This window comes from Streptomyces sp. Ru62 (assembly GCF_002920615.1).
GTDB lineage: Bacteria > Actinomycetota > Actinomycetes > Streptomycetales > Streptomycetaceae > Streptomyces.
The window spans coordinates 260,923-283,771 of sequence record NZ_PQSU01000004.1 but is presented as its reverse complement, the minus strand read 5'-3'; the positions used below and the strand labels follow the sequence as shown (position 1 = coordinate 283,771).

Sequence of the window (22,849 nt, the reverse complement as noted above, 5' to 3'; positions counted from 1 at the left end):
TCAGCTCTCCTTCGGTCGGCTCCGGTGCAGAGCCCACGGCGTGTGGGAGCGGGCGTGGGAGCGGGTCGCGGCGGGAGGCGTCGAGCGGCCCGCGCCGGCGGGGGCCCGGTGCCGGCCGGACTCGGCGCTGGTCAGGTCCTCGAAGAGGGCGCGGGCGCCGAGCAGCGCCGACCGCAGTTCCTCGGTTCCCGCGCCGGTCCCGTCCCCTCCGGTGCCGGCGGCCGCGTGGGCCACCCGGTGCACCTGCCGGTAGCCGTCGACGTGGTCGGCGTGGTGCACGGACAGCGCGGCGAGCTGCTCCTCGTACCGTCCGCCGTCGGGGTAGCCACGCGCGGCGGCGAGTTCTCCGATGAGGAGGTCGGCCTCGGCCACCGCCTGCCGGGGCGAGTCGACGAAGTGTTCCTGCACGGCCGTCCAGCGGTCCGCGTACCGCTGCCGCTCAGCGCCCTCCAGCGGGCGTTCCCGCAGGTCACCGTGGCGTTCGAGGCGCTCGGTCAGCTCCCGTTCGGCGGCCTTGGTGTCCCCGTCGTGCAGGGCCACGGTCCGCTCGTACTCGGGCCCGAAGCGCCGCTTCAGGTTCGGACCGCCGTGCCGGGTGCGGCCCCGCACGGTCAGGGCGACGGCGCCGAGGACCACGACCGCCGCGATCACGATCAACAGAATGATCAGGCCTGTGGACATGGTTGCCTTCCGGTCGGACCGGCCCCGCTGGCCGGTTCTCCCTTCGGGTGACCCGGAAGTTCGCCCACAAACGGCTCCCCGCCGCCGGTTCGGCCCCGCAATATCCGGTTGCGGAGGAGGCGGGGCGACTCCCGACAATGGCCGGCATGACGTGGACGATCGCTCCGGAACCGTACGACTCCCCGGCCGCCGCCGCGCTGTGGCGGGCGTACTACACGGAGGTCAGCGACCGCTGGTACCTGCTGCACGAGGGGCGTCGCACCGACCCGGACGAGCTGGAGCGGGAGGTCGCGGCCCACAGCGGTGCCGACCTCGCGCCCCCGCGCGGGCAGTTGCTCGTCGGGCGGTACGGGGGCACGCCGGCCGGTTCGGCGGGCGTACGGCTGCTGGACCCCGGCACGGCCGAGCTGACCCGGGTGTTCGTGCTGCCGGAGTTGCGCGGCCGGGGCGGGGCCCCGCTGCTCGTGGCCGCCGCCGAGGACGCCGCCCGTGCTCTCGGCGCCCGGCGGATCGTCCTCGACACCCGCGGCGACCTGGTCGAGGCCCGCGCCCTGTACGCCCGCCTCGGCTACACGGAGACCGCCCCGCACAACACCGACCGGTACGCCGAACACTGGTTCCGCAAGGAGCTGCTGCCGGCGGGGGCCGTCAACTGATCTCCCTCACCGTGCCGTTGTGCGGGCATTACCGGTCTTCGTCACCGAGCCGTTGTGGGGGCGTTCGCGTTCGGCGCCGCAGAGTTCGCCGGTGAGGTCGCGGACCAGTTCGGTGAGGTCGGTCGAGCGGCCGGGCTGCCACCAGTCGCCGAGCAGTTCGGCCAGGGACTCCTCGCGGGCCGTGGCGAGCCGTTCGGCGACCTCGCGGCCGGCGTCGGTGAGGACCAGGTCGAGGCCCCGGCGCTCGGCTAGCCGCCGTTCCTCGACCTGGCGGGCGGCGGCCATGACGGCCTGGAGCGGGACCGGGCTGCGCTCGGCGAGCACCGCCGGTTCGACGGAGCCGTAGCGGCGGATGCGCAGCAGCACCCAGCTCGCGGCGGGCAGCAGGTCGTACCCGGCGCGTTCGGTGATCTTCTGGTAGATCTCGCGGCGGCCCTCCCGGGTGCCGAGCACGGACAGGGCGCGGCACACCTCGTCGTAGGAGGAGCGCTGGACCGGGTTGGGCGGGATGGTCTCGGAGACGTCGGGCGCGGTGACCGAGCCGCGCAGCCGGTCCTCCTTCAGCAGCCAGGCGAGCAGGAAGCCCAGGAGGGCGACGGGCGCGGCGTAGAGGAACACGTCGGTGATGGCGGACGCGTACGCGTGCAGGGCGGCCGGGCGTAGCGGGGGCGGCAGGGCGGCGATGCCCCGGGGGTCGGCCTTCAGCGCGCCGGGGGTGGCGCCGGGCGGCAGGTGCACGCCCCGGAAGGCGTCGGTGAGCTTGTCGCCGAGGCGGCTCGCGAAGACGGTGCCGAAGATGGCCACGCCGAAGGAGGCGCCGATGGAGCGGAAGAAGGTGGCGCCGGAGGTGGCGACGCCGAGGTCCTCGTAGGAGACGGCGTTCTGCACGATGAGCACCAGGACCTGCATGACGAGGCCGAGGCCGGTGCCGAAGACGAAGAAGCAGACGCTCATCACGGCGGTCGCGCTGTTCTCGTCGAGCCGGTGCAGGAGCAGCAGGCCGAGGGTGGTGACGGCGGTGCCGGCGATCGGGAACACCTTCCAGCGGCCGGTGCGGCTCACGATCTGCCCGGAGAGGGTGGACGACAGCAACAGGCCGAACACCATCGGCAGCATGTGGACGCCGGACAGGGTCGGGGAGACGCCGTGGACGACCTGGAGGAAGGTCGGCAGGTAGGTCAGCGCGCCGAACATGGCGAAGCCGACGATGAAGCTGATGACGGCGGCCAGGGTGAAGGTGCGGATGCGGAACAGCTTCAGCGGCAGGACCGGTTCGGCGGCCCGGCGCTCGACGGCGACGAACGCCACGGCGAGGACGACGCCCAGGACGGCGAGCCCGATGATCTGCGCCGAGCCCCAGGGCCAGGTGGTGCCGCCGAGGGAGGCGACCAGCACCAGGCAGGTGGCGACGGCGGCGATCAGGAAGGTCCCCAGGTAGTCGATGACGTGGTGGGCGGTGCGGCGCGGGATGCGCAGGGCGGTGGCGATCACGGCGAGGGCGACCACGCCGACGGGCAGGTTGACGTAGAACACCCAGCGCCAGCTGAGGTGTTCGGTGAACAGACCGCCGAGCAGCGGCCCGAGCACGCTGGTCGTGCCGAAGACGGCGCCGAACAGGCCCTGGTAGCGCCCCCGTTCACGCGGTGGCACGAGGTCGCCGACGATCGCCATGGACAGCACCATCAGGCCGCCGCCGCCCAGGCCCTGCACCGCCCGGAAGGCGATGAGCTGGGGCATGTCCCGCGCCATGCCGCACAGCGCCGACCCGATCAGGAAGATCACAATGGCCGTCTGGAACAGTCGCTTGCGGCCGTACTGGTCACCGAGCTTGCCCCACAGCGGGGTCGCGGCCGTCGAGGCCAGCAGATAGGCGGTGACGACCCAGGAGAGGTGCTCCAGGCCACCGAGGTCGCTCACGATCGTCGGCAGAGCGGTCGACACGATGGTCTGGTCGAGCGCGGCGAGCAGGAGCCCGAGCAGCAGCGCGCCGATCGGCACCAGCACGCTGCCCGGAACGTGTTCACCGCTGCTCACGCCCTTGGCCGTGCCGTGCGTCTCCAGGGCCATGGGACCTCCCGGGGGTCGGTGCGTCTTCTCCATGGTGATCGGTGTCACCACTTATGGCCTGCCGAGTGCTGCGGATCTGGAGAAAATCCGCATAATCTCTGGAGTTCCCGAGGGGAGGGGACACACGCGTGACGCGAGAGCGGGGCACCACGTGCCCGGAGTGCGGGACGCCGAGGGGGGCGGACAACACGCCGTCGTGCGACTGCACGGCGCGCGCGTCCGAGGCCCTGCGCGAGACCCGCACGGCCGAGGCGGCAGCGGCGGAGGACTTCGACCCGCTGCGGATACGGCCGTACGTGGAGATGCGGCCGGCCCCCGAGGGCCCCCCGCCCGCACCACCGGCCGCGACCGCACCACCCGCTGAGATGGCACGACCGCAGCAGCCGCCCGCGCCGCTCGCTGAGACCGCACGACCGCCGCAGCCGCCCGCACCACCCGCTGAGACCGCACTACCGCCGCAGCCGCCCGCCGAGACCGCAGCGCAGCCGCACCCGCCCGCACCGCTCGGCGCGGCGGCGGAGCCGGACGCGCCCACGGACGACCTTGAGGCCGGCCCGCCCCGGCGCCGGTCCCGTCGTACGGTGCTGCTGGCCGCCGGGGGCGCGGGGGCGGCCGTCGTCGCGGTGGCCGGCTTCGCGCTGTTCTCGTACCGGGCGCCGGCCCGGGACCAGGTGGTTCAGGAGGTCAGGGAGAGCATCCCGGGGACGACGACACGGGCACCGTCCTCGGCGCCGGCCCCGGCACCCCCGGTCACCCCGCGTCCACCGCTGTCCTCCCCCTCGGCGACGGCCGACCCGAGCCCGTCGCGGGGCTCCGCCCCTCCGTCCCCGACCGCGACGGCCTCCGCGAGCGCGTCCCGCGCCGCCGCCTCACCGACCCCGTCCACGACGCCTTCGGGCACCCCGGGCACCACGCCCGCCGCGCCACCGGTCCTGCGACGCGGGGACACGGGCCCGGAGGTCACCGAGCTCCAGCAGCGCCTGCGCCAGCTGAACCTCTACGGCGACCAGGTCAACGGCACCTTCACCCGCCCGGTGGAGGACGCGGTGCGCAACTACCAGCTGGCCCGGGGCATCACGGGCGACGACCTGGGAACGTACGGCGCGGCGACGCGCAGAAGCCTGGAGTCGGAGACGACGGAGCCCTAGCGCCCCCGAAGGGGCCCGGGGCGGAACGTTGCGCGGCTCCGCCGCACGGGCGCGCACGACCGGGCCGTGGGGCCGGGCCGTGGGGCCGGGCCGTGGGGCCGGGCCGTGGGGCCGAACCGTGAGCTGTGAAAGCGGAACCGGACCGTGAGACCAAGCCGTGGAACCGGATCGCGAAACCGGACCGTGAAACCAGGCCATGGGACCGGACCCTGAAGCCAGGCCATGTCGCCGGACCTGAAACCAGGCCGTCGAACCGGACCGTGAGACCGGACCCGGCCGTCGAACCGGACCGTGCGACCGGACCCGGCCGTGGAACCGGTCCGTCAGCCGATGTGCAGCCGGATCTCCCCGCCGGCCACCGCCTCGACCCGCACCTGCGTGAGATCCCGCACCGCCACGTCCGGCTCGTGGAACACCGCACGCGGCCCGACCCCCACCACGCGCATCCCCGCGGAGCGCCCCGCCGCGATCCCCGCGCCGGAGTCCTCGAAGACGACGCAGTCGGCCGGGTCGACGCCCAGTTCGGCGGCGCCCTTCAGGAAGCCCTCGGGATCCGGCTTGCTCGCGCCGACCGACTCGGCGGTGACGCGGACGGCCGGCAGGGGCAGCCCGGCGGCGTTCATGCGGGCGGTGGACAGGGCGACGTCGGCGGAGGTCACCAGGGCGTGCGGAAGCCCCTCCAGCGAGGAGAGGAAGGCACGCGCGCCGGGGATCTCGATCACGCCGTCGGTGTCGGCGGTCTCCTCCGCGAGCATGCGGGCGTTGTCGGCGAGGTTCTGCTCGACCGGCCGGCCGGGGAGGAGGAGGGCCATGGAGGCGTGGCCCTGCCGGCCGTGCACGACCTTCATCACCTCGTCGCCGTCCAGCCCGTGCCGCTCGGCCCAGCGCCGCCAGATGCGCTCGACCACGGCGTCCGAGTTGACGAGGGTGCCGTCCATGTCGAGCAGGAGGGCGCGGGCGGTGAGGACGGCGGGCGTGGCGGTGGCCGGCATCGGCAGCTCCAGGAACGAGAAGACCCGTGTCGGGTGGACGTCGGGTGGGACAAGGCGGCCCCGCCCGCCGGTCAGGGAAAACGGGCGGGAGCCACTTTGTTCCCCCACGGTACAAAACAGGCCCCGTTCCCGCCACCACCCCCGCGAGCGTTCACCCGGTGTTCGCCCCGGACCGGCCGCACGGCCGGGCCGTCCCGGTCAGCCGCGCACGGCCTCCCACAGGCTCCACACGCCGAGCGCCAGCATCAGCAGCGCCGCGATCTGCGTGATCAGCCGCAGCGGCACCCGCTTCATCAGGGCCTTCCCGCCGACGATGCCGAGTCCGGCGACGGCCCACAGGCCCAGCACCGCGCCGAGGCCGACGGAGATCGGGTCGTCGTAGCGGGCGGCCAGGTTGGCGGTCATGATCTGGGTGAGATCGCCGAACTCGGCGACCAGGATGAGCATGAAGCCGGTCCCCGCGACCTTCCAGAACGACTGGTCGGCGGGCTTCCTGACCTCTTCCTCCTCCTCGCCCTTGTTCAGCAGGAGCATCGCGGCCCCGCCGAGGAAGAGGACGCCGGTGAGGGCGTGCACGATCTGCTGCGGCAGCAGGGTGAGCACGCTGCCGGCCGCGACGGCGAGCACGACGTGCAGCAGGAAGGCGGCGGCGACGCCCGCGAAGACGTACGAGGCGCGGTAGCGGGTGCCGAGGACGAGGCCGGCGAGCGCGGTCTTGTCCGGCAGTTCGGCGAGGAAGATGACGCCGAAGACGAGCGCCGTCACGGTGATGCTGATCAAGGTTCCTCAATCGGTCGGGCTGCCCCGCCGAGAGTGCGGTACGTCACGCGATGACACCTCGGCACGACAGCACACTCGGCGCCCGCGCCGGGGGGCGCGGACGTGCACTGCTTGCCGAAGGTCTCGCTGGCGGACCCGCTGGAACGCGGTCCGCCTCCGGGCGCCGGCTCAGGCTCGCTGAGCAGTATGTCGACGGTCCGGCGAAGAGCTACTCCCCTTCTGCGCTTCCCATCGTACGGGATGTGAAAGTTCCGCCGTCAACCTTGTCGTGACATGCACACGTCACTAACTTCTTACCGAGCGCTCACCCCCCGGCAACACCGCCCCGCGAGCATCCCCTCGCTCGTGCCCCAACACCGCCACCCCACAAGGGAGTTCACGCATGCCGAAGTTCTACGCGCGTCGACGGACGAGCATACTCGCGGCCCTCACCGCCCTGACAGCTTCCGTCGCCCTGTTCAACTCCCCGAACGCCTCCGCGGCCCTCCCCACGCCGGTCAGCGGCGCCACCGCCCGCAGCTACCTCTCCCAGCTCACCGTGGCCACCGAGAACCGCACCGGCTACAGCCGCGATCTCTTCCCGCACTGGATCACCATCAGCGGCGCCTGCAACACCCGCGAGACGGTCCTCAAGCGGGACGGCTCGAACGTCGTGACCGACTCCTCCTGCGCCGCGACCAGCGGAAGCTGGTACTCCCCCTATGACGGCGCCACGTGGACCGCCGCCGCCGACCTCGACATCGACCACCTGGTGCCGCTGGCCGAGGCGTGGGACTCCGGCGCGAGCAAGTGGACGACCGCGCAGCGGCAGGCGTTCGCGAACGACCTGACCCGGCCCCAGCTGATCGCCGTCACCGACAACGTCAACCAGGCCAAGGGCGACCAGGACCCGGCCACCTGGGTGCCGTCCCGGTCGGCGTACCTGTGCACGTACGTGCGGGCGTGGGTGCAGGTGAAGTACTACTACGACCTGTCGGTCGACTCCGCCGAGAAGAGCGCGCTGACGAACTACCTGGCCGGGTGCTGAGCCGGGCCGCTCAGGAGACGGGGCGGCGGCGCATCAGGAAGGCCGCTGCCGCCCCGGCGCCGAACAGGGCCGCCACCGAGACGCCCGTGGCCAGCCAGGTCGCGCCCAGCCACTGGGCGCCGTAGTAGCCGAGGGCCACGCTGTAGGCGGCCCAGGACAGGCCGGCCAGGGCGGACCAGGGCAGGAAGTCGCGGACGCGGCGGTGGGCGGCACCGGCACAGAAGGAGACGACCGAGCGGCCGGCGGGGGCGAAGCGGGCGAGGACGACCAGCGCGCCTCCGCCCCGGGCCAGGGCGTCACCGAGACGTTCCTGAGCGGTGGTCAGCCGCCGGGAACGCGCTATCGCCCGGTCCAGCCGCTCCCCGCCGCGCCAGGCCAGCCGGTACGCCACCAGGTCGCCGAGGACGGAGGCGGTCGCGGCGGACAGGATCAGGGCCAGGATGTCCGGCACCTCGTGCGGGACCTGCCCCGCCGCGCCCGAACCGGCCGCCGCCGCCGTACCCGCCGTGATGACGAGCACGCCGCTGGGCAGGACGGGCAGGAACACGTCGAGCAGGACCGACAGGGCCACCACGGCATAGATCCACGGCCCGGCCGCCAGCGACCCCACGCTCTCGAACACCACGACTCCCGTCACTCCCCCGTTGACAGCCATACAGCGTACGCCGGGGGTGTGACAGGAGGTTCGCGAGGGGTCCGCGGGACGATCACAGACGGTTCACGGGTGGGCCGCCGTAGGCACACCGGCCGGACCCGTACGGCACACCGGCCGGACCGTCAGGCGGCGGCGACCGGCGACTGCTCCGGCGCCCGCTCGCCGTCGTCCGCCGCGCGGCGGACGAGAAGCCGGTCCAGGCCGAAGGCGCCGGAGCCGGTGAAGACGAGCAGGAGGAACGCCCAGCAGAACAGCGCCGACAGCTCGCCGCCGTTCTGTATGGGCCACAGGGCGGCCTGCTGGTGGACGTCGAAGTAGGCGTACGCCATCGAGCCGGAGGCGATCAGCGCGGCACCGCGGGTGCCGAGGCCGAGCAGCACCAGGCCGCCGGCGACGAGCTGGATCACGGCCGCGTACCAGCCGGGCCAGGTGCCGGCCGCGATGGTGCCGCCGTTGCCGCCGGCGGCGCCGCCGAGGACGCCGAACAGGGAGGCGGCGCCGTGCACCGCGAAGAGCAGGCCGAGGACGATGCGGAAGAGCCCGATGACATAGGGCTGAGCGGAATCGAGACGTGCGGACATGAGGGGATCTCTCCTCTTCGGTGTCGGTCGGGCCGGCCGGGGACGAAGAAGGCCGGTCGTGGGGGCGGCGGTACCGAACGGGAGCCCAGGTTAGGGGTGCCTAATCAATGCTTGCAAGTTCAACATTCGGCCATGGAGGTGCCTCCGCTCGCGGCTCGGCGCCGGTGCACCGCGCCTGGCGGGGCGCCCGCCGCGGTCACGGGGTGCCCGTCTTCCGCGAGCTTCCCAGGAGTCAACATCCCTACACCTACGCACCTTTGACGACACGTCAGACAATGCGGCCGCCACGTCACGTCCGGCCACACCTGTCTCATAACCGTCCACGGCGTGCGGCCGGCATCCCCTCGCGAGCGGCGCCCCGGCGGTGCGCCGCGACCGGGTTCCGGGGCCGCGCCGCTATGAGAGTGGTCACACGGCGGGTACGCCGACAGACGGGTCCGGCACCGTGCCGGACCCGCGGACCCTTCCGGCGCTAGCCTCCTCGCCGCGCCGACCGCCCCCGCACCTCCAGCCCCCCGAGCAGCTCCGCCGTGGCCTGCGCCACCGCTTGCACCGCCTTGTCGAAGGCCTCGCGGTTGTGGGCGGCGGGGGCCCGGAAGCCCGAGATCTTCCGTACGTACTGCAACGCGGCCGCGTGGATGTCCTCGTCCGTGGCCTCACCGGGCAGCACGGGCGGACGCAGCGTCTTGATGCTCCGGCACATGTGCCCAGTCTCGCGCAGCCCGCCGCGCCCTGCGATGATCTGCGCGAAGGCGGCCACCGATCCCGGGGCCGACCGTCGAGAGGACAACTTCATGACGCAACCGCTCACCGTGGCCGTTCTCGGCCCCGGCGGCACCGGCGGCCTGCTCGCCGCCCTGCTGTCCCGCTCCGGGCACCGCGTGATCTGCCTGGCCGGCGAGGCCACGGCCGACACCCTGCGCCGTAGCGGCATCACGGTCCGCAGTCCGCAGTTCGGCGACTTCACGGCCGCCGTCGACGCGGACACCGAGCTGCGCGAGCCGGTGGACGCCTGCCTGATCACCGTGAAGCACACCGCGCTGGAAGCCGCCCTGACCCGGGTCCCGCCGGCCGTCCTGGGCGACGCCCTGGCCGTACCGCTGCTGAACGGCGTCGAACACCCCGCGACCCTGCGCACCCGCTACCGTCCCGACCGGGTCGCCCCGGCCGTGATCCGCGTGGAGTCCACCCGGATCGCCCCGGGCGTGATCGAGCACGGCAGCCCGTTCACGGAGATCGACCTGGCCGGGGACGCCGTACCCCGCGCCCGGCTCGACGCGCTGGCCGCCCACCTCAATGCCTGCGGTGCGACCGCCCGCGTGGCCGGCGACGAGACGGCGGCCCTGTGGGCCAAGATGGCGTTCCTCGCCCCGTTCGCCCTGCTCACCACCCGGTACGGCGTCCCGCTCGGCGTGGTCCGCACCCGTCACCGGGACGAGCTGGAGGCCCTGGTCGCGGAGACCGCCGCGGTCAGCCGTGCCTGCGGCGCCCCGGCCGACCCGGCCCAGGCCCTGGCCCGGTACGACGCCTTCCCGCCCGCCGCCAAGTCGTCCATGCAGCGCGACGCCGAGGCGGGCCGCCCGCTGGAACTGGACGCCATCGGCGGGGCGTTGCTGCGCGCGGCCGAGCGGCACGGGGTACCCGTGCCGGTGACCGCACGGCTGGTCCGGGAGCTGCGGGAGTCCGGCCACTGACCCGGCGCCGACGCCCCGGCCCCGCCGGGGCACGCTCGGGACCGGGGGTCGGCGATCACGCGCTCGCACACGGCGCGGTGCTCGGGCAACCGGGCGGCGACTCGCCACCGGTGGTGCCCCGGCGGTCATCCCCCCGCCCCTCGCGTCTCCCGGTGACCGGCAGGGCACGCCGGACGCCGCCGCCCCGCGCCACCCGTTCGGCTGAACCTCCCCCCTGACCCCACGGACAGCCTCGCCCCCGCAAATCGAACAGGCGTAGCATTGCCGCGTGGCTACGACCTATGAATTTCCCAGTGACCTCCTCGCCGGTCAGGAGGAGCTGCATCAGGTCCGGGCCGAGCTGTCGGCCCTGCTCAAGCGGCTGCCCTGGTCGGTCGAGCCGATGGACGGCTTCAGCGACGACACCGGCTGGCGCAAGGTGGAGCGGCCCGCGTCCCCCGGCTGGACGGAGGACGAGCAGGCCGAGGTGGAGAAGCTGCGGCGACGCGAGCACGAACTCGCGGTCTTCGTCAGCACGCACCGCTTCTGGGCCGAGGTGGCGGCGGCGGACCGCATGGACGCCCGCTCCCGGCTGAAGCACGCCCACGAGAAGGCGGCCGAGGAGTAGGGCAAGGAAACGGCCCCTCGGAGACTGCTCCGAGGGGCCGGACCGGTGGGCGCGGACGGTTTCGAACCGCCGACATCCTGCTTGTAAGGCAGGCGCTCTACCCCTGAGCTACGCACCCGGGACAGGCCGACAGCCTACCTTGCCCGAGCGGCTGCCCTGCAAACCCGACAGGGGGGACAACCCCACCCCGTTCCGGGAGGCCGCCGGATCGTCGCCCCGGGCCGCGGGCCCTAACGTCGGCGCAGACCGTAAGTACTCCGGCGCCGGGTCCCGCGCGCCGGACCAGACCGGTACGAGCCGGTTCAGGGGGAGACATCACATGGTCCGTTCGCTTTCGTTCCGCGCTGCCCGGCCGGCCGTGCTCACCGGCGCGCTCCTCGCGGGGCTCACCGCGTGTGGCGCCTCCGCCGGCGACGACACACATCCGGATCACCGGTCCTTCGCGCTGCACGGCCGTACCCTCACCGTCGACTCCGACGACTCGGCGCTGGAGATCGTCGCCGCGCCGGGGCAGAAGGCCGGCACGGTCGAGGTGACTCGCTGGTTCGAGGGGTCCGTGGTCGCCGGCGGCGAGCCCGAGGCGCGGTGGTCCATGGACGGCGACCGGCTCGTGCTGCGGGTGCACTGCTCCGGGATCATCGCCGACTGCTCGGCCCGGCACCGGATCGAGGTGCCGGGCGGGGTCGGCGTCGAGGTCGTGAACGAGGACGGCGCCGTGCGGGCCTCCGGGTTCCGGGACGCGGTCGGCATCCACGTCGACGACGGCGCCGTGCGCGTCACCGACACCAGCGGCCCGCTGGACCTGCGGGCCGATGACGGATCGGTGCGCGCGGTGGTCTCCTCGCGCCGGGTGCGGGCCACCACCGGCGACGGCTCCGTGGACGTCGAGCTGACCGGCCCGCCGGACCTGGTCGACGTCCGCAGTGACGACGGGTCGGTGACGGTGGGCCTGCCCAAGGGCGCGTACCGGGTGTCGGCCGGGGCCGACGACGGGTCGGTGACGGTGTCCGTGCCCCGCGACGACAGCAGCCCGCACCGGGTGTCGGCGCACACCCAGGACGGGAAAGTCACGGTGCGCACGGCGAACTGACCGGCCCGTGTGTTCGTCTTCAACGGGTGGGAGAATGACACCACCCAGGGCGAACCACAGCACGGGAGAGGGATGTGACGGCGACACCGGGCACGCCAGCCAGCCAGCCGTACCCGCCGCCGTCCACCGCACGCGCCCGGCGCGGCCCCTCTCCCCTGCGGGACGCCCTCACGCTGCTCGGCCTGCCGGTGCTGGCCGCGCTCGCGCTGCCCGTCGCGTTCGCCGGCGGCGGCACCCGGCGCTGGTTCGGCGGGCGGGCGGAGAGCCACCGGGCCGACGCGCAGGCCGCGAAGGACGCGGCGGCGACGGCGTTCTACGAACTCGACACCGCGCAGCGGGACCTGCGGATCTCGGTGGAGACCATCTCGGCGGTGGACGACTCCCCCGCCGCCCGGCGGGCCGTGTCCGACTTCGAGGCGCTCGGGCGCCGGATCGACGAGGTCAGCCGGAGTTACATCCAGGCCGTGGACGCCCACGACCTGGACCGGGACGATCTGGAGGCCGGCACGGCGGCGCGGGCGCGGGCCGAGCTGACCGCGGCCAAGGACGAGCTCGACCGGGTCCGGCAGGAGCTGGACCGGTTCGCGAGCTCGCTGGAGCCGCTGCTGGGCAAGGCGGAGACGCAGCTGGCCCGGCTGGCGCCCGCCGTGGAGCGGGCCCGGCAGTCGCTGCTGGCGGCGAGCAACGCCCTGGACGCCGTACGGGAGCGGAACCTGCGGGCCGACGAGCTGGCCGCGCGGCTGGCGGCCCTGTCACCGGAGCTGACCAAGCTGAACCAGGGCGCCGGGCGGCACGGCGTGCAGGCGACGCTGGAGCGGGCCGAGCGGGTGCAGCGGGAGGCCGGGGCGATCGCGGCGGAGGCGGAGCGGCTGCCGGAGCGGGCGGCCGAGATCGACCACCGGCTGGTCAGCCTGCGCACCAGGGCCCAGGCGCTGACCACACGGGCCGGACAGGTGGAGCCGGTGCTGAGCGAGCTGCGCCGCCGCTTCACCGCCGCCTGCTGGCAGGACCTGCAACAGGTGCCGGAGCATGCCGCGGAGAACGTGCGGCAGGCCGAGCTGAAGCTCCGGGAGGCGCAGGCGGCCCGGGACGCCCAGCGCTGGGCGGACGCGACCGCACTGCTGTCGACCGTGCGGGCCCTGCTGAACGCCACCGACGAGGCGGTGTCGGCCGCCGGTGACCGGCTGGGCAGGCTGAACGCGGTGCAGAAGGATCCGCAGGCGGAGATCGAGCGGACCCGGTTCGCGATCCGGGACGCCCAGCGGCTGGCCATGACGGGCCGTTCGACCCCCGATCCGCGGCACGCCCGGCCGCTGGACGACGCGGTGGCCCGGCTGGAGCGGGCGGTCGGCACGCTGGAGGGACGGCACCCGGACTACTGGCACTTCCTCACCGAGACGGAAGGGGTGCGGCAGACGGTGGCGCGGGTGGTGGCGCAGATCCGCGAGGAGCGCGGCGCCGGGCACTGACGTGCGTGTTGCCGGGTGCTGTGCGGCAGCGGATATTAAGAGGACGGATGGCCTCCGCTAGCGCCCGAGGGAGGCGGACATGGCCACACACACGGTGCACACGAGGAACGCCGAGGAACGACGGCCCCGGCTGGACGACCATCTGCCCGTCGACCACCGGCTCAACCAGGTCTACCGGATCGGTGCCGGCCTCATCGGCGGATTCCTGGTCGCCTTCGGCATTCTCGGCCTGATCGACCAGATCGGCTTCTTCAGCACGGGCGGCAACACGGTCGCCGGGCTGAACTCCAACGGCGCGCTGAGTGTGCTGTCGATCTGCATCGGCGCGGTGCTGCTGGCCGGCATGGCGATCGGCGGGAACTTCGCGTCGACCCTGAACATGGTCCTCGGCGTGCTGTTCCTGCTGAACGGCTTCCTGTTCCTCGGCCTGCTGGACACCGACAGCAACTTCCTGGCGTTCAAGATCCAGAACGTGTTCTTCAGCTTCATCGTGGGCCTGCTGCTGATGACCTTCGGCATGTACGGCCGAGTCGGTCACAACCTGCCCCACGACAACCCCTACTGGCGGGCCCGCCACCCGGACGCCCCTCCGCAGGAACAGCGGACGCGGCCCGAGCAGCTGACGCGGCAGGAGCGGCGTCCGCGGGACGAGCAGCGGGAGAGGCAGGAGCAGCGGGGCCCGCGGCAGCCAGGACCGGGTCAGGTCCTGTAGGCGTAGAACGCCGCGTTCGGGTAGGAGGCGACGAGGCTGGCCACCGACCGGTTGTACGTGTTGGTCGAGTGGTAGCTCACGTACGGCACGCCCCGGCTGTCCCGGTACGTGACGATCATCGAGTGGTCCTTGGACCCGTCCCGGTTGAAGTCCATCTGCAGCACGTCGCCGAGGTCCATCTGGTAGACGTTGGCGAGGCTGGTGGCGCGCTTCGAGGACAGAGCGAACCAGGAGAACTCGTTGACGCCGACGAACGAGTCCGACTGGATGTCGGCGGTGCCGAACCACTTCTTCCAGTCGTACGTGTAGCCGGGCACGTGCTTCCAGCCGCCCGCCTTCAGGACCTGGCTGACGAAGTTGGTGCAGTCGCCGCCGGCGCCCTGCCCGTTGAAGTCCGGGTAGGCCGGGTTGTACTTGTTCCAGTACTTCTGCGCGTACGCGACCATGGCCTTGTAGTCGTAGCCGGTCGCGGAGAAGTCCTTCTTGTTGACCGGTGCGGGCCAGGTGGTGGCGGCGCGGGCCGCGGAGGGCGGGCCGTCGTCCGCGGTGGCGGTCTTCACCGAGGTGACGGCGGGCTTGGCGATCTGGTTCACCGCGAGGTAGCCGTCGTCGGTGTCCCGGATGCCGGTGAGCTGCCAGGTGCCGTGCCGGTCCGCCTGGAAGGTCAGCTCGTGGTGGGCCTGGAAGCCGGTCGACTTCGGCCCCTTGGCGGTGGCCTTGTCGTAGGTCAGCGTCGTGGTCTCGGTGACGGCGACCTTGGCGTGCCGGCCCTTCACCTGGGTCGCGTCGAGCGTGACCTTGGTACTGCCCGCGCGGTACGTCTCGCCCAGCCGGGCCAGTCGGCCGCGGCGGTCGCGCAGCTCGTCCAGCGCGGACTTCTCCTGGCGGGTCTGCCCGCCGGACAGGCGGACGGAACCGGAGAAGCCGGACGTGTGCCGGGTCTCCGCCTTCCCGGCGCCCTCCACCAGGGCCTGCGTGCGGTCGGTGAAGACCGCGTCGGCCAGCCGCTGGAAGGTCGCCTTGGTCGCCGCGTCCACCGTCGGGTCGTCGGTCACCGCCGCACCGGCGCTCCAGTTGGGCACCAGGGCCACGCCGGCGACCACCGAGGCGGCCGCGGCGGTGACTATGGCCGTGCGGCGCCGCCCACGGCTCAGTCTTCTAGATTTCAATGATGTTCCCCTCTACGCCGGTACACCTACCGGGCGAGGGGCATCTTCGCACGCCGCGTGCGTCGGTTGTGAAGGGGGTTGCACAAGTGGAATCCCCGGCGCGCGCCGGTCACTTGACGACCGCCGACCAGTCGGGCGACTGGGCCGGGTCGAGGCTGCGCAGGGCGGCGAGGGTCTGCGGCTTCTGTACGTCGAGCCAGTCGGCCAGCTCTTTGAAGGACACGCACTTGACGCCCTTCTTGGTGCAGACGTTCTTGACCACCTGGTCGATGGACTTCATGTAGATGCCACCGTTCCAGTCCTCGAAGTGGTTGCCGATGAACAGCGGGGCCCGGCTGCCGTAGTACACCCGGTTGAAGCCGGCCATGTAGGAGTCGACGGTCTGCTGCTCCCACTGGGGGAACTTCGCCGGGTCGCCCTGGGTCTCGCCGTTGGACTGGTTGTACAGGAAGTTGAAGTCCATGGACAGGCCCTGGTACTTGCCGCTCTCGTACGGCAGCATCTGGAGCGGGAAGTCCCATATGCCGTTCTTCTTGGACGGCCATATCTGGAAGTCGCCCGGCGAACTGGCGTCGTAGCGCCAGCCGTAGCTCTTCATGGCCTTCAGCAGGTTCGGCTGGCCCTCCAGGCAGGGCGCCCGGCCGCCGGTGACCTCCTTCTTGAAGTCGAAGGGCAGCGGCGCGAGGTCCGTGAAGCCGGTGTTGGTCTTCCAGTGCTCCACGAAGGAGTAGAACTGGTCGATCTCGCTCTTCCACTCCTCGACGCTCCAGTCGCCGCCGCCCTTGGCCCCGCAGAAGTGGCCGTTGAAGTGGGTGCCGATCTCGTTGCCGTCCTCGTACGCCTTGCCGAGCTGCTCCACGGTGGTGCGGATGTGGTCGTCGGTGGCGTAGTCGATGGCGGCGTCACCCGGGGAGTGCATGGGGCCGTGGTACAGGGACTTCTTGCTCTTGGGCAGCAGGTAGATGCCGGTGAGGAAGAAGGTCATGTGGGCGTTGTACTCCTTGGCCAGCTCCCGGTAGTGCGAGAACAGGTGGTCGCTGCCCTCCAGCGCGCCGTCCCAGGAGAAGACGACGAACTGCGGCGGCTTCTCACCGGGCTTGAGCGGCACCGGCTTCAACTGGCCCTTCTGCGGCCCGGTGTAGGAGGTGGAGCCGTCGCCCAGCACCTTGGTCCTGCCGTCCCACTCCGGGGTCGGGCTGGCCTTCGGCGTGCTCTTCGGTCTCTTGCCGGCCGCGGCGGCCGGTGTGCTGTTGCTGTCCGTGCCGGACAGCGCCAGGAACCCGGCGACCAGCGAGGCGACGACGAGGAGGGCGGCCAGCGTCAGCACCTGCGGCCGGGTGGCGCGGGGCGCACTGCGGCTGCGGGGGGCGCGACGGCGGCCTGACGACGACATCTTGCGGGGCATGCGCGGCTCATTCTGCGGAAGGGGAGGGTGTACGGGCCCCGGCTCAGCCGAGACCCGTCGCTGCCGACCAGAGGGCATACGGGACGCTGTGGGCGGACGTGCCGGCCAGACCCTTGAGCGGCAGTGGCTCCAGTGACTTGGCCAGGTCGATCCGGTAGACGACGATCGCGGTGGACACGGAGTCGGCCGTGCCGACGAACCAGGCGGCGGTGTCCTTCTCGGTCGTACCGGCCTTCCCGGACAGCCCGGACCGGCCGGCCGCCGCCTCGGGATGGGCGGTGCGGAAGGAGTCGGTGAGCGCCTCCGTGACCTCCTCGGCCACCTTGGCGCCGACCGCGCGCTTCGGGCGCGGGGTGGCCAGGGCGACCGGGGAACCGTTGCGGGTGATCCGGCCCACCGAGTACGGCTCGGTGTGGTTGCCGCCGGCGGCGAAGGTGGCGTAGCCGCCGGCCATCCGGATGGCGCTGGGCGTGGAGTTCCCCATCGACAGGGCCGGGACCTGGGGACCGATGCTGGAGGACAGCAGCCCGGACGCCACGGCGGTCTGGCGCACCTTGTCCAGGCCGGTGTCCATGCCGAGCTGCATGAACGGCGTGTTCACGGACCGGGCCATGGCCTCGCGCAGACTGATGTCCCCGTACGACGCGCCGCCGTCGTTGTGCGCGGCGACCTTCTTGCCGCTGCGGTCCCAGTACGGCCCCTCCGGGGTGGTGACGGGCACGCCGTCGTCGCCGTCGTAGACGCTGTCCGGGGTGACGGGGGTGGCGGGTCCGCCACGCGTCTTGTGCACGCCGTGTTCCAGCCCGGCGGCGTAGACGAACGGCGTGAACGCGGTGCCGGCCGGGACGGTGGTCGCGTTGGACTCGTTGTAGCCCTGGGTACGGTGGTCGGGGCCGCCGTAGACGGCGAGGATCCGGCCGTCGGCGGCCACCGAGGCGGCGCCGTAGTGACCGTTCTTCGCCGCCGCCGGGTTGTCCCGCCTGGCCTGCTTGCGGGCCTTGGTGACGGCGTCGGTGAGCGCCTTCTCCCGCTTGCGGTCGAAGGTCGTGTAGATCTGGTAGCCGCCCAGGTCGAACTGCTTGTCCGTCAGGTGTCCGGCCTTCTTGGCGTACTGCGAGGCCAGCTCCACCAGGTAGTCGCTCTGCGCACCCGTGTTGTACAGCGGGTTGCTCTTCAGCGGCTCGGGGAACCTGGTGTACGTCGCCCGTTCCTGCGGCGACAGCTTGCCGATCTTGACCATGCGGTCGAGGATCCAGGACCAGCGCTCGACGGCCCGCGCGTGGTTGGCCTTGCTCAGCGTGGGGTCGTACAGGCCGGCGCCCTTGAGCAGCCCGGCGAGCATGGCCGCCTCGGAGGCGTTGAGCTTGCCGACGTCCTTGCCGTAGTACGCCTGGGCGGCGCGCTGGATGCCGTAGCTGCCGCGGCCGAACCAGCTCGTGTTGAGATAGCCCTCCAGGATCTGGTCCTTGCTCATCCTGTTGTCCAGTTTGAGGGCGATCATCGCCTCGGTGAACTTGCGGCTGATGGTCTGATTCTGGGTCAGATAGACATTCTTGACGTATTGCTGGGTAATGGTCGATCCGCCCTCGGTGTCCCCCTGCCCCAGTGTGCGGAACACCGCCCGGGTGATACCTCTGGCGGAAATGCCCGGGTCCGAGTAGAAACTCTCGTTCTCCGCCGCGAGCACCGCCCAGCGCACGTCCGGGGGGATGTCCTTCAGCGGCATCGCCTGCCGCTGCACCCAGCCCGTACGGGCCATGGGCGTGCCGTCGGACCAGAAGTAGACGTTGTCCTGCTGGGTGGCGTACGAGTTGAGGTTCTCCGGTATGTCCGTCATCGCGTACGCCGTGACGAGGAACGCGCTGAGCAGACCGAACGACGTCAGGGTGGCGCCGAGCCACTGGCGCCAGGAGGGTATCCAGCGGCGCCAGCCGGTGCGGCCGGGGCGCGGGTACACCGGCTTCAGGCGGCGCGCGTAGGGGGCTATTCGGCGCGCGTACGGGGTCAGCGGGCCGAGCAGCCGGGCGACGGCGCCCAGGGCCGCGCTCACGGGCGCGCCGCGCTCCCGTCCGGCGGAGCGCGCGTCACGCCGGCGTTCGGCCCGGCCGCCGCCCGGAGCGGGCGGCTCCGGTGGCGGGGGCACGCGCAACTGCATGGTCTGGTCCGCCCTGAGGGCGTCCACTCTCAGATGCAACGTCTCATCGGCGTCCAACGGCTTCTCGCCACGGCCACCCCCCATGGGGCCGTCCTCCCCCTGCGACGCATCGGTCACGCCTGCGTCTCCCTCCGCACTCGGTCTTGCTCGCGCGGGTGAGCTGAGCATCCTCGCAACGGCGTTCACAAATTATCAGTAACGTTTTCGAATGCCCTGCACATATGCCGGATAGAAAGCAACGCTCATGAAACATTGAGACGCCCCCGGCCGGGCCTCGGCGGCTAACCTGGGGCCATGCCTCGTTACGAGTACCGCTGCCGGACCTGCGGCGACACGTTCGAACTCAACCGGCCCATGGCGCAGTCCGCCGCCCCCGCGTCGTGCCCCGCGGGGCACGACGACACGGTGAAGCTGCTCTCGACGGTGGCGGTGGGCGTGTCGAACAACACGTCCGCGCCCGCACCCGCGCCGTCGCCGAGGGCCGGCGGGGGCGGGTGCTGCGGGGGCGGGTGCTGCGGGTAGTCGCCTGCGAGGGCGCCGCCTGGTGCCGTCTCATGGGTGCGGCGCCGTCGTGGCCTGTCGCGCCCACGCGGCGGAGCCGCGCATCGATACAGCCCCGCGCCCCTAAGGTGTTGCCGTGCGGGTCGCCTTCAAGAACTCCCGCAGGATCCGCTCCCCCGCCAGGACGCCGCGTTCCGGGAGGGCGTTGATCTGCGGGGCCGTCCAGTCGGTGTCGGCCAGTTCGCCGTGGCCGGGGCGCCAGCCCCGGTCGGCGGCCAGCAGCAGGTCGGCGTCGAGCAGGGAGTCACCGGCGGCCAGCGTCAGCTCCGCGCCGGTGCGCCGGGCCACCTCGCGGACGGCCGCGCTCTTGGTGAGCGGCTTCGGTACGGCGTAGATCTTGCGGCCCTGCAGGGACACCGTCCAGCCCCGGTTCTCCGCCCACACCGCGAGCTCCTTCACCCAGTCCCCGGGCAGCAGTTCGCGCTCCACCACGAGGTACGCGAACAGGTCCTCGGCGATCCGGTGCTTGCGCACCCACACCGGGTCGGCGGAGCGCAGCAGATGCTCGCTGACCTCCGCCAGCGGCGCGCACTCGTCGGCGAGCCGGGCCTGGACACTCGCGTGCCAGTCGGCGTCGGTGACCCCGTCGACCAGCAGATGGCCGCCGTTGGCGCAGATCGCGTACGCCGGCGGCGGGCCCGGCAGGTTGATCCGCTGGTACTGCTTGCGCGTCCGGGTCGTCGTCGGCACGAACACGGCCGTGTCGCCGAGGTCGGTCAGCAACTGGGCCGCGGTCTCGGTCATGTAGGACAGCGGCTTGGCCTCGTGCACCTCCACGCACAGCAGCCGGGGCGCCCGCGGGTCCGGCATGGTCAGCGCGAGGGCCGCCGAGGAGTAGATCAGCGTACGGTCCAGGTCGCTCGCCACCAGCACCGGCATCAGACGTTCACCGCCTTGCCGTCGGCGCCGGTGGCGCCCCGCGTGTACCGGGGGTGGATCAGCCCGACGCAGGTGTACGGCAGGTCGTCCACCTCCTCCACCGGCACCCCGCGCTGCTCGGCGAGGAGTCGCACGTGGTCGAGGTCCGCGCCCGCCCCCGCCCGCGCGAGGATCTTCCACGGCACCCGGCGCAGCAGCACCCGGGTGGTCTCGCCGACGCCCGGCTTGACGAGGTTGACGTCGTGGATGCCGTACTCCTCGCTGATCCGCTCGACCGCCCGCCAGCCCGCCCAGGTCGGGGTGCGGTCCGTGGCCAGCAGCTCCTTCACCGCGCTGTCCACGCCGTCGGCCACCTCCGGGAAGCGGGCGGCGACGGCGTCGAGGAAGGCCACGGAGACGTCCGCGCCCGCGAGTTCCCGGTAGAACTTGGCGCCGTGGAAGTCGTGCGGGCCGACCAGGTCGGCGCGCAGCACCGTACGGGAGATCAGCCCGGAGACGGTCGAGTTGAGGCACGCGGAGGGGATGAGGAAGTCCTCGCGGGTGCCGTAGGTGCGTACGCAGGAGCCGGGATCGGCGAGGACCGCGATCTCCGGGTCGAACCCGGTGACGCCCTCCTTCCGCTCGAACTCCTCGACCGCCTCGGCGAGTTCGCGGGTGATCGCGCCCTTGCCGGTCCAGCCGTCGACGAACACGACGTCCCGGGGGTCGTGACGGTCGGCCAGCCAGCGCAGCGCGTTGGCGTCGATGCCCCGGCCGCGCACGATCGACACGGCGTAGTGCGGCAGGTCGATGCCGTGCCGGAACCGGGCCCAGCGGCGGATCAGGATGCCGACCGGGGTGCCGGCGCGGGCCAGGGAGACCAGCACCGGGCGGGGCGACCGCTCGGTGAGGACGGTCTCGGTCACGACACCGACGGCCTGCGCGAGGCGGGCGGCGGACGCGTCCAGGGCCGCGTGGAACAGCTCCTGGTACCGGGCGCTGGGCTGGTACTCCACCGGCAGCGACTCGGCGTAGTGCGCGCCGCCGCGCTGGATGGCCTCCTCGCGCTCCTCCGTCGGCGCCTCCAGGGTCACGTCGGAGAGGTCCTGGAGCAGCCAGCCGACCTCCTCCGGCGCGTACGAGGAGAACGCGGGGCCGCGGAGGGGCTCGGGCAGCATGGCCGGCCTTTCGGGAGCGTGCGGAACGTACGAGGGCACGACCGCGAGCAGGACGTGCGGGACGTGCGCGGCGAGGGCGGCCAGCAGACCGTCGGGCGCGTGCAGGGCGGGGGTGTCGGCGACGGAGTCGACCACGGCGACGACGGCGTCGAAGCCGGCGCCGGCCACGTTGTAGGCGTACCGCTCGCCGGGCCCGTCGGCCGGGTCGTCGTGGGCCGGGAAGACCAGGCGGCTGCGGATCGCGTACCCGGGGTCGTCGACCGCGAGCACGGGCGACCGGGTGGTGGTGGAGAACCGCACCTCGGCGTCCGCCGCCTGCTCCAGCTCGCGGGCGAGTCGCAGCGGCGCGTACATGAGCTCTTCGAAGCCGAGCACCAGAACGCGCCGGGCGCCGACGGGCAGTGCCTCGCGTATCCGCCCGGCCATGGCGGGCAGCGCCGCTTCGAGCCGGGCCCGGTGGGCGGGGGTGAAACCGTGCCGGCCACCGTCGGGGACACCGGCAGGCCAGTGCAGGTCGACCCTGGTGAGGGGCCCTGACCGTGGCGCCCCTCCGGGGGCGCGGGACGAGACGTCCCGCGGCTCCGCCGCGCGGGCGCGAGCGGCCGCACCAGCCCCGCACCCGGCGGACTCGCATTCCGCGACCAGTCGCTGCCCCTTCTCCAGCACCCCCTCGGGCAGCCGTACGGTCCCGGACGCGGCGGCGATGACGTCGACCCGGGCCCCGGTCTCCCGCGCGAACCGCGCCAACCGCGCGGAGTCCTCAGCCGACCGCATGTCGACCAGAGCGACCACCACATACCGCTCGCGCGGGTACCGCTCGTGCAGGTCACGCATGGTGTTCAGCACGGTGTTACCGGTGGAGAACTCATCGTCCACCAGCACCAGCGGCCCGTCCCCGGCCAGCAGAACGGGGTCTTCCGGCAGCAGGAGATGCGAGGTGGCATGCGAGTGCGACTCCTCGAAGCCGCCCGCCGGGGCGACCCCGGGAACCGGCCGTCGCGTGGAGTGCAGATACGGCACCGCGCCGAGCCCGTCGGCGACCGCGTGCCCCAGCCCCGTCGCGGTCTCCGCGTAGCCGAGGACGACGGCACCGGCCCTTTCCTCGCCGAGCAGCGCGGCCACCCGTCGGCCCAGGCGGAGGCCGTACTCGTACACCACGGCCGGCGACTGCGGTACGTGCTTGCCGAGGACGTTGGAGACCAGCAGGTGCGCCCGCTTGGGGTTGCGCCGCAGCGCGAGCCCGAGCAGCGCCGGAAGGTCGTCGTCGCCCACGAGCCCGACCCCGAGTCGCTCGGCGACCCAGCTGCCGGACCAGACCGCGTCGTTCACTGCGTTGTTCATGCGTTCCTTGGAGAGGCGGAGAA

Annotated in this window: 21 protein-coding genes and 1 tRNA gene; 9 read left to right on the top strand and 13 right to left on the bottom strand. The window is 72.7% G+C overall.

Annotation, left to right across the window (positions count from 1 at the left end; genetic code table 11):
• The gene (locus tag C3492_RS07535; RefSeq protein ID WP_103810942.1) at window positions 1–681 is read right to left on the bottom strand and encodes a hypothetical protein; all 681 of its coding nucleotides are present in this window, start codon (window positions 679–681) and stop codon (window positions 1–3) included.
• Window positions 682–818: 137 nt separating this feature from the next.
• Between C3492_RS07535 and C3492_RS07530 the strand changes: the two genes are divergently transcribed.
• On the top strand, window positions 819–1,337 hold the full coding sequence (locus C3492_RS07530; RefSeq protein WP_103810941.1) for a GNAT family N-acetyltransferase: 519 nt from the start codon (window positions 819–821) through the stop codon (window positions 1,335–1,337).
• Window positions 1,338–1,343: 6 nt separating this feature from the next.
• On the opposite strand, the gene C3492_RS07525 is transcribed toward C3492_RS07530, so the two are convergent.
• Window positions 1,344–3,404: an MDR family MFS transporter gene (locus C3492_RS07525; protein ID WP_103810940.1), complete on the bottom strand. Its 2,061-nt coding sequence runs from the start codon at window positions 3,402–3,404 to the stop codon at window positions 1,344–1,346.
• A 128-nt stretch (window positions 3,405–3,532) separates the two neighbouring features.
• Between C3492_RS07525 and C3492_RS07520 the strand changes: the two genes are divergently transcribed.
• On the top strand, window positions 3,533–4,552 hold the full coding sequence (locus tag C3492_RS07520; RefSeq protein ID WP_103810939.1) for a peptidoglycan-binding protein: 1,020 nt from the start codon (window positions 3,533–3,535) through the stop codon (window positions 4,550–4,552).
• A gap of 323 nt (window positions 4,553–4,875) precedes the next feature.
• Here the strand turns inward: C3492_RS07520 and C3492_RS07515 are convergent, their stop codons facing one another.
• A complete protein-coding gene (locus C3492_RS07515; RefSeq protein WP_103810938.1) occupies window positions 4,876–5,544 on the bottom strand; it encodes an HAD family hydrolase in 669 nt (222 codons plus the stop codon).
• A gap of 198 nt (window positions 5,545–5,742) precedes the next feature.
• Window positions 5,743–6,324, bottom strand: a complete 582-nt coding sequence (locus C3492_RS07510; RefSeq protein ID WP_103810937.1) for a TMEM165/GDT1 family protein — start codon at window positions 6,322–6,324, stop codon at window positions 5,743–5,745.
• Between the two features lie 382 nt (window positions 6,325–6,706).
• On the opposite strand from C3492_RS07510, the gene C3492_RS07505 reads away from it, so the two are divergent.
• Window positions 6,707–7,351, top strand: a complete 645-nt coding sequence (locus C3492_RS07505) for an HNH endonuclease family protein (protein ID WP_103810936.1) — start codon at window positions 6,707–6,709, stop codon at window positions 7,349–7,351.
• 10 nt (window positions 7,352–7,361) lie between these two features.
• Here C3492_RS07505 and C3492_RS07500 read toward each other — a convergent pair whose 3' ends face one another.
• From C3492_RS07500 to C3492_RS07490, 3 genes are all read right to left on the bottom strand, one after another.
• Complete coding sequence (locus C3492_RS07500; protein ID WP_103810935.1) at window positions 7,362–8,006, bottom strand: DedA family protein; 645 nt, start codon at window positions 8,004–8,006, stop codon at window positions 7,362–7,364.
• A 122-nt stretch (window positions 8,007–8,128) separates the two neighbouring features.
• Window positions 8,129–8,587, bottom strand: a complete 459-nt coding sequence (locus tag C3492_RS07495) for a DoxX family protein (protein ID WP_103810934.1) — start codon at window positions 8,585–8,587, stop codon at window positions 8,129–8,131.
• 472 nt (window positions 8,588–9,059) lie between these two features.
• Entirely contained in the window at window positions 9,060–9,290 is a 231-nt protein-coding gene (locus C3492_RS07490; protein ID WP_103811049.1) for a DUF2277 domain-containing protein, read from the bottom strand.
• Between the two features lie 91 nt (window positions 9,291–9,381).
• Between C3492_RS07490 and C3492_RS07485 the strand changes: the two genes are divergently transcribed.
• Together C3492_RS07485 and C3492_RS07480 are read left to right on the top strand one after the other, a co-directional pair.
• On the top strand, window positions 9,382–10,281 hold the full coding sequence (locus tag C3492_RS07485; protein WP_103810933.1) for a ketopantoate reductase family protein: 900 nt from the start codon (window positions 9,382–9,384) through the stop codon (window positions 10,279–10,281).
• A gap of 268 nt (window positions 10,282–10,549) precedes the next feature.
• Entirely contained in the window at window positions 10,550–10,888 is a 339-nt protein-coding gene (locus tag C3492_RS07480) for a hypothetical protein (protein ID WP_103810932.1), read from the top strand.
• Window positions 10,889–10,934: 46 nt separating this feature from the next.
• Here C3492_RS07480 and C3492_RS07475 read toward each other — a convergent pair.
• Window positions 10,935–11,006: transfer RNA gene (locus C3492_RS07475), tRNA-Val, on the bottom strand.
• Between the two features lie 201 nt (window positions 11,007–11,207).
• Here C3492_RS07475 and C3492_RS07470 point away from each other — a divergent pair.
• The 3 genes from C3492_RS07470 (at window position 11,208) to C3492_RS07460 (ending at window position 14,159) form a co-directional block, all read left to right on the top strand.
• Window positions 11,208–11,978 carry a DUF4097 family beta strand repeat-containing protein gene (locus C3492_RS07470; protein WP_103810931.1) on the top strand — a complete coding sequence of 257 codons (771 nt, stop codon included), beginning with the start codon at window positions 11,208–11,210 and terminating at the stop codon, window positions 11,976–11,978.
• Between the two features lie 74 nt (window positions 11,979–12,052).
• Entirely contained in the window at window positions 12,053–13,447 is a 1,395-nt protein-coding gene (locus C3492_RS07465; protein WP_103810930.1) for a hypothetical protein, read from the top strand.
• A 79-nt stretch (window positions 13,448–13,526) separates the two neighbouring features.
• Window positions 13,527–14,159: a DUF4383 domain-containing protein gene (locus C3492_RS07460; protein WP_103810929.1), complete on the top strand. Its 633-nt coding sequence runs from the start codon at window positions 13,527–13,529 to the stop codon at window positions 14,157–14,159.
• Here C3492_RS07460 and C3492_RS07455 read toward each other — a convergent pair.
• From C3492_RS07455 to C3492_RS07445, 3 genes are all read right to left on the bottom strand, one after another.
• Window positions 14,147–15,250: an amidase domain-containing protein gene (locus C3492_RS07455; protein WP_103810928.1), complete on the bottom strand. Its 1,104-nt coding sequence runs from the start codon at window positions 15,248–15,250 to the stop codon at window positions 14,147–14,149. The two genes, C3492_RS07460 and C3492_RS07455, sit on opposite strands and share 13 nt — an antisense overlap.
• A 187-nt stretch (window positions 15,251–15,437) precedes the next feature.
• On the bottom strand, window positions 15,438–16,733 hold the full coding sequence (locus C3492_RS07450; RefSeq protein ID WP_103810927.1) for a hypothetical protein: 1,296 nt from the start codon (window positions 16,731–16,733) through the stop codon (window positions 15,438–15,440).
• Window positions 16,734–16,776: 43 nt separating this feature from the next.
• Entirely contained in the window at window positions 16,777–18,972 is a 2,196-nt protein-coding gene (locus tag C3492_RS07445) for a transglycosylase domain-containing protein (RefSeq protein WP_258055560.1), read from the bottom strand.
• A gap of 210 nt (window positions 18,973–19,182) precedes the next feature.
• Here C3492_RS07445 and C3492_RS07440 point away from each other — a divergent pair, with 210 nt between their 5' ends.
• A complete protein-coding gene (locus C3492_RS07440; RefSeq protein WP_103810926.1) occupies window positions 19,183–19,410 on the top strand; it encodes a zinc ribbon domain-containing protein in 228 nt (75 codons plus the stop codon).
• A 102-nt stretch (window positions 19,411–19,512) separates the two neighbouring features.
• Here C3492_RS07440 and C3492_RS07435 read toward each other — a convergent pair whose 3' ends face one another.
• Both C3492_RS07435 and C3492_RS07430 read right to left on the bottom strand, forming a co-directional pair.
• Complete coding sequence (locus C3492_RS07435) at window positions 19,513–20,328, bottom strand: HAD family hydrolase (RefSeq protein WP_103810925.1); 816 nt, start codon at window positions 20,326–20,328, stop codon at window positions 19,513–19,515.
• A complete protein-coding gene (locus tag C3492_RS07430) occupies window positions 20,328–22,826 on the bottom strand; it encodes a phosphoribosyltransferase (RefSeq protein ID WP_103810924.1) in 2,499 nt (832 codons plus the stop codon). The genes C3492_RS07435 and C3492_RS07430 overlap by 1 nt, the downstream gene beginning before the upstream one ends.
• Window positions 22,827–22,849: the final 23 nt, after the last annotated feature.

What these genes read in the sequence shown, in the direction of transcription:
- C3492_RS07535 (WP_103810942.1), bottom strand. Translation starts at nt 681, where the DNA reads ATGTCCACAGGCCTGATCATTCTGTTGATCGTGATCGCGGCGGTCGTG.
- C3492_RS07530 (WP_103810941.1), top strand. Translation starts at nt 819, where the DNA reads ATGGCCGGCATGACGTGGACGATCGCTCCGGAACCGTACGACTCCCCG.
- C3492_RS07525 (WP_103810940.1), bottom strand. Translation starts at nt 3,404, where the DNA reads ATGGCCCTGGAGACGCACGGCACGGCCAAGGGCGTGAGCAGCGGTGAA.
- C3492_RS07515 (WP_103810938.1), bottom strand. Translation starts at nt 5,544, where the DNA reads ATGCCGGCCACCGCCACGCCCGCCGTCCTCACCGCCCGCGCCCTCCTG.
- C3492_RS07505 (WP_103810936.1), top strand. Translation starts at nt 6,707, where the DNA reads ATGCCGAAGTTCTACGCGCGTCGACGGACGAGCATACTCGCGGCCCTC.
- C3492_RS07500 (WP_103810935.1), bottom strand. Translation starts at nt 8,006, where the DNA reads ATGGCTGTCAACGGGGGAGTGACGGGAGTCGTGGTGTTCGAGAGCGTG.
- C3492_RS07495 (WP_103810934.1), bottom strand. Translation starts at nt 8,587, where the DNA reads ATGTCCGCACGTCTCGATTCCGCTCAGCCCTATGTCATCGGGCTCTTC.
- C3492_RS07490 (WP_103811049.1), bottom strand. Translation starts at nt 9,290, where the DNA reads ATGTGCCGGAGCATCAAGACGCTGCGTCCGCCCGTGCTGCCCGGTGAG.
- C3492_RS07485 (WP_103810933.1), top strand. Translation starts at nt 9,382, where the DNA reads ATGACGCAACCGCTCACCGTGGCCGTTCTCGGCCCCGGCGGCACCGGC.
- C3492_RS07470 (WP_103810931.1), top strand. Translation starts at nt 11,208, where the DNA reads ATGGTCCGTTCGCTTTCGTTCCGCGCTGCCCGGCCGGCCGTGCTCACC.
- C3492_RS07460 (WP_103810929.1), top strand. Translation starts at nt 13,527, where the DNA reads ATGGCCACACACACGGTGCACACGAGGAACGCCGAGGAACGACGGCCC.
- C3492_RS07450 (WP_103810927.1), bottom strand. Translation starts at nt 16,733, where the DNA reads ATGCCCCGCAAGATGTCGTCGTCAGGCCGCCGTCGCGCCCCCCGCAGC.
- C3492_RS07445 (WP_258055560.1), bottom strand. Translation starts at nt 18,972, where the DNA reads ATGGGGGGTGGCCGTGGCGAGAAGCCGTTGGACGCCGATGAGACGTTG.
- C3492_RS07440 (WP_103810926.1), top strand. Translation starts at nt 19,183, where the DNA reads ATGCCTCGTTACGAGTACCGCTGCCGGACCTGCGGCGACACGTTCGAA.
- C3492_RS07435 (WP_103810925.1), bottom strand. Translation starts at nt 20,328, where the DNA reads ATGCCGGTGCTGGTGGCGAGCGACCTGGACCGTACGCTGATCTACTCC.
- C3492_RS07430 (WP_103810924.1), bottom strand. Translation starts at nt 22,826, where the DNA reads ATGAACAACGCAGTGAACGACGCGGTCTGGTCCGGCAGCTGGGTCGCC.